This window comes from Tepidibacter formicigenes DSM 15518, from assembly GCF_900142235.1.
GTDB lineage: Bacteria > Bacillota > Clostridia > Peptostreptococcales > Peptostreptococcaceae > Tepidibacter > Tepidibacter formicigenes.
The window spans coordinates 1-5,097 of sequence record NZ_FRAE01000105.1 but is presented as its reverse complement, the minus strand read 5'-3'; the positions used below and the strand labels follow the sequence as shown (position 1 = coordinate 5,097).

General features: G+C 26.3%; 5 protein-coding genes and 3 pseudogenes. 7 read left to right on the top strand and 1 reads right to left on the bottom strand.

Translation table 11 applies throughout. The features are described 5' to 3' along the window. The 3 genes and pseudogenes from BUA77_RS14845 to BUA77_RS14590 all read left to right on the top strand — a co-directional run. Positions 1 to 93, top strand: a 93-nt coding sequence (locus BUA77_RS14845; protein ID WP_143151361.1) for a zinc ribbon domain-containing protein, incomplete at its 5' end; no start/stop codon positions are given. A 238-nt stretch (positions 94 to 331) separates the two neighbouring features. Beyond that, positions 332 to 745, top strand: a pseudogene (locus tag BUA77_RS14595) (LytS/YhcK type 5TM receptor domain-containing protein); the annotation flags it as partial. 60 nt (positions 746 to 805) lie between these two features. Further along, on the top strand, positions 806 to 1,315 hold the full coding sequence (locus tag BUA77_RS14590; protein WP_278280578.1) for a GGDEF domain-containing protein: 510 nt from the start codon (positions 806 to 808) through the stop codon (positions 1,313 to 1,315). A 72-nt stretch (positions 1,316 to 1,387) separates the two neighbouring features. Here BUA77_RS14590 and BUA77_RS12625 read toward each other — a convergent pair whose 3' ends face one another. Then, entirely contained in the window at positions 1,388 to 1,936 is a 549-nt protein-coding gene (locus BUA77_RS12625; protein WP_072890829.1) for an NADH peroxidase, read from the bottom strand. Positions 1,937 to 2,143: 207 nt separating this feature from the next. On the opposite strand from BUA77_RS12625, the pseudogene treC reads away from it, so the two are divergent. From treC to BUA77_RS12610, 4 genes and pseudogenes are all read left to right on the top strand, one after another. Beyond that, positions 2,144 to 3,610: pseudogene (gene treC / locus BUA77_RS14720) on the top strand (alpha,alpha-phosphotrehalase); the annotation flags it as partial. Next, positions 3,590 to 3,868, top strand: coding sequence for an alpha-glucosidase C-terminal domain-containing protein (locus BUA77_RS14880; RefSeq protein ID WP_456300370.1), 279 nt, complete (start codon positions 3,590 to 3,592; stop codon positions 3,866 to 3,868). The pseudogene treC and the gene BUA77_RS14880, both read left to right, overlap by 21 nt. Before the next feature lie 36 nt (positions 3,869 to 3,904). Beyond that, positions 3,905 to 4,618, top strand: a complete 714-nt coding sequence (treR, locus tag BUA77_RS12615) for a trehalose operon repressor (protein ID WP_072890826.1) — start codon at positions 3,905 to 3,907, stop codon at positions 4,616 to 4,618. Positions 4,619 to 4,905: 287 nt separating this feature from the next. Next, positions 4,906 to 5,097: pseudogene (locus BUA77_RS12610) on the top strand (transposase zinc-binding domain-containing protein); the annotation flags it as partial.

The following is a 5,097-nucleotide window of genomic DNA, read 5'->3' as shown; positions in this document are numbered from 1 at the left end:
TTAGATAGAGTTTATAAGTGTTCTAACTGTGGTTTTATTTGTGATAGGGATAAAAATGCTTCATATAACCTTGCAAATTATGGTTTAGTTTAATGGTTTAGAAATATCATTTTAAAAAGATATTCTAAATTGGGGATTCGTTACACCCTATTACCTTTTTAGGTAACAAAGCCTATGGAGTGTTATAGCAAACGAAAGTAGCTTAGGCAAAATCGGACATTGTGAAGTAGGAAAGAAACAAAAGCTATAAACTTTTATAATCTTCTTATAAAGTTTTATAGATTTTTGGTAACGGCAGACATATAAAAACAAGCCTTTAACTAATGATTCTTCTTTAAAAAGTAGATACTTGTTTGGTATAGTAGGAGGAATTTTAGGATGTATATTGATGATTTTTAGTATTCATATAGGAAATACTACTATACTAGACCTTAGACATATTGCTATTATTTTGTCAGGAATCTATGGAGGAATAATACCTACTATAGTTAGAGGTGTAATTATAGGTATATTTAGAATATCATATTTTGGAGTAAATATATCTTCGGTAATTGCATCTATTAACATGTTAAATATTGCTATTGTATGTAGTTTTATATTAGAGGCTAAAATAAAAGAATGGAAAAAATGGCTTTTTATGAATTTATATGCTTTAATTATGATTACTATTTCTTTAGTTATTTTACTTAAAAATAGGAATGATATTATTTATATATTTTTAAATTATTGGATTATAGCAATATCTGCTGGTGTTTTTGTATATTATCTAGTATGGCATGTTAAAACTGATAATGAGAGGTTTAGAATGTTTAAAGAGCAATCTATTAAAGATTTTCTTACAGGATTAAATAATGTTCGTGAATTTGATTTAGTTTTAAATAAATTAATTAATAAAGTTAAAGAAGATAAAGAAAAACTTTCTATTCTAATTATAGATATTGATTATTTTAAAAAAGTAAATGATACTCATGGGCATCAAAATGGAAATTTGGTTTTACAAGAATTAGGAAGAATTTTATGTAGGTCTTGTAGAACAGGTGATATTATATCTCGAATAGGTGGAGAAGAATTTTCGATTTTATTACCAAACTGTTCGTATTATCAAGCTTTAGAAGTTGGAGAACGAATAAGAAGAGATATACAAAATCATAAATTTATATTATTGGATAATGCAAATATAAATGTTACAGTTTCAATCGGAGTAGCAACTTATCCAGATACTGTAGGAAACTTAGATGAATTAGTTATGAAAGCTGATGAAGCTCTTTATAAAGCTAAACAAACAGGTCGTAACAAGGTTTGTGCTTGTATATAAAAAATCAATCCATCTATATTTATAGATGAATTGATTTTTTATTTTTGGAAATATATTTCAATTTTAGACAATTTACTTTCTGAAGTATCTCTTTAACAAACCAGCAAAAGCCATTCCATGTCTAGCTTCATCTTTACACATTTCATGAACAGTATCATGAATTGCATCTAAATTTAATTCTTTAGCTTTAGTAGCTAATTCTTTTTTACCCATACACGCACCATGCTCTGCATCTACTCTCATTTGTAAGTTTTTCTCTGTGCTATCTGTAACAACTTCACCTAAAAGTTCTGCAAATTTTGCAGCATGCTCAGCTTCTTCCCAAGCTATTCTTTTATATGCTTCAGCAACTTCAGGATATCCTTCGCGATCAGCTTGGCGACTCATAGCAAGATACATACCTACTTCAGTACATTCTCCTAAAAAGTTTTGACGAAGTCCTTCTAATATTTCAGGATCTACATCTTTAGCTATTCCTACAAAATGTTCATCTGCCCATGTTAATTTTGTATTGTCTTGAACTATAAATTGCTCTTTTGGTGCTTTACATTGAGGACAGACATCAGGTGCCTCTGTTCCTTCATGTACATAACCACATATTTTACAAATAAATTTTTTCATAATAAATACCTCCTAATTTAAATAATTATCTAACAAATATATACCTAAAATAATTTAATATAAACATAAATTTTAAAAATTTTTAATTTAAAAAGCATAATAATAATTTTATAATATTTCAATTAATTATAAAATTATATAAATAAATATTGACTAACATGTACGTACAAGGTATAATAAAAACATAAACAACTTGTACGTACATAAATGATAAAAATGAAAACGTTTCTAAAGGGGGATTATATAATTTATAAAGGAGCGTATTTTATGAAAGATTTCAAAAAGAGTGTAGTTTATCAAATATATCCTAAGTCATTTAATGATTCTAATGGAGATGGTTTTGGAGATTTAAAAGGTGTTACTTATAAATTAGATTATTTAAAAACATTAGGAGTAGATTATATATGGTTAACTCCTTTTTATATTTCTCCTCAAAAAGACAATGGATATGATGTTGAAGATTATTGCAATATTGATCCACGTTTTGGAACTATGGAAGATTTTGAGGAGTTGGTTTTAGAGGCTAATAAAAGAGGTATTGATATTATGCTGGATATGGTATTTAACCATACATCTACCCAGCATAAATGGTTTAAAAAAGCTATAAATGGAGATGAAAAATATAAGAATTATTATATTTTCAAAAAGCCTAAAGAGGGAAAAGAACCAACAAATTGGATATCAAAATTTGGAGGCTCAGCTTGGGAATATGTAAAAGAATTTAATGAATATTATCTACATTTATTTGATGTAACTCAAGCTGATCTTAACTGGGAAAATGAAGAAGTAAAAAAAGAAGTTTTTGATATTGTTAATTTTTGGATTGGAAAAGGAGTAAAAGGATTTCGTTTAGATGTTATTAATTTAATATCAAAGCCTGATAAATATGAAGATGATTATAAAGGTGATGGTCGTCGTTTTTATACAGATGGACCTCGTATTCATCAATATTTAAAAGAATTAAATAGACAAACATTTGGTAAATATGAAGATATCATAACTGTGGGTGAAATGTCATCAACAACAATAGATAATTGTATTAAATATTCAAATCCAGAAGAAAAAGAGTTATCTATGGTATTTAATTTTCATCATTTAAAAGTTGATTATGACAATGGAGATAAGTGGACTTTGATGGATTTTGATTTTAAGAAATTAAAAGAAATTTTTAATTCTTGGTAAGTTGGAATGCAAAAAGGTAATGGATGGAATGCTGTGTTTTGGTGTAATCATGATCAACCACGTATTGTATCTCGTTTTGGAGATGATAAAAAATATCATAAAGAATCAGCAAAAATGTTAGCAACTACAATACACATGATGAGGGGAACACCTTATATTTATCAAGGTGAAGAATTTGGTATGACAAATCCATATTTTGATAACATTAATTTATATAAGGATGTAGAGTCAATTAATTATTATAAAATTTTAAAAAATCAAGGTAAGGATGAAAAAGAAATAATTAAAATCTTAAAGTCAAAGTCACGTGATAATTCACGTACTCCAATGCAATGGAATAATAGTAATAATGCTGGATTTACAATAGGAACGCCATGGCTATCAGTATCTAAAAATTATAAAGAAATTAATGCCCAAGACGCATTAAATGATAAAAACTCTATTTTTTATCATTATCAAAAACTAATTAAATTGAGAAAAGAATTTGATATTATCTCATATGGAGATTATGAACCTATATTAGAAGAACATGAAGATATATTTGCATATATAAGAACTTATAAGAATGAAAAATTATTGGTAATAAATAATTTCTATGGAAAAGAAACTATATTTAAATTACCTTCTCAACTGAATTTTGATGAATATGAAAGTAATATTTTAATTTCAAATTATAGTAACTCTTCAAATGAGTTTAAGAAAATAAAGTTAAGACCATATGAATCTATTGTTTACCATATTGAAAAATAATACTAAAGATGTTAAAATACCGTAAGGTGATAAAATATGGTTAGCAAGTATTTAGCTATTTATAATGAAATTATAACTAAAATAGAAAGTGGAGAGATTGAGTCTAATACAAAACTTTCATCTGAAAATGAGCTTATGAAAGAATATAGTGTATCTAGAGATACAATAAGAAAATCATTAAATTTATTAGAGCAAAATGGATATATCCAGAAAATAAAAGGGAAAGGATCTTTTGTATTAGATATTAACAAATTTGATTTTCCAGTATCAGGATTAACAAGCTTTAAGGAATTATCTGAAAAAATAGGTGTAAAATCAAGCACAATTGTAAAAGAACTAGAATTGATTAAGCCAGATAAATTCTTGATGAAGCAATTAAATGTATCTAAAGATGACGAGGTTTGGAAAGTTATAAGAGTAAGAGAAATAGGAGATAAAAAAATAATCTTAGATAAAGATTTCTTTAATAAAAAATTTGTACCCGTATTAACTAAGGATATATGTGAAGACTCAATATTTGAATATATTGAAAATGAGTTAGGCCTTAGAATTGGTTTTGCCAAAAAGGAAATTACAGTACAGCAAGCTACAGAAGAAGATAAGAAATATTTGGATTTAGAAAATTATAATATGATTGTAGTTGTAAAAAACTATATTTATTTAGACGATACAAGCCTATTTCAATATACAGAGTCTAGACATAGACCAGATAAATTTAAATTCGTAGATTTTGCTAGAAGAAGCTATTAAATAAAAAAATAATCTCTTTATACAATTTTGTATAGAGATTATTTTTTTATAACGAATAGAAAATTATATTCCTATTTAAATTGTGGATAAATATAAATTCCGTTATGAGTTTTAAGCAACGGAACTCGTTAGAATTCGTTGGCGCTATGAAATTTTAAAAAAGTCTACATTGTAAAATCTTTAGAATAAAGACTTTTTTATATTAAGTAGGAAATTATAAAATTTCAAAATCTGTGGAAAACTTGCTAAAATATATGTATAAGTATTGAAAAAAGAGAGATGAAGAGATGACTAAAGTAACATTAAAAAAAATATTGCAAGATAATTGGCAAAACTTTTTAAAGAAAAAAATTAAAAGAATTCCGAAGGTAATAAGGGCAGATGTTATAGAAACAGTTGAAAAAGCAATGGACTGTGGGAGGCTAGAAAAGGGATATACAGAGTATATGTGTTTAGAATGCATGGAAAGTAAGAGAGTA

Excerpts from the sequence above, each read along its gene's own strand:
- BUA77_RS12625 (WP_072890829.1), bottom strand. The coding sequence starts at position 1,936 with ATGAAAAAATTTATTTGTAAAATATGTGGTTATGTACATGAAGGAACA.
- BUA77_RS14590 (WP_278280578.1), top strand. The coding sequence starts at position 806 with ATGTTTAAAGAGCAATCTATTAAAGATTTTCTTACAGGATTAAATAAT.
- treR (WP_072890826.1), top strand. The coding sequence starts at position 3,905 with ATGGTTAGCAAGTATTTAGCTATTTATAATGAAATTATAACTAAAATA.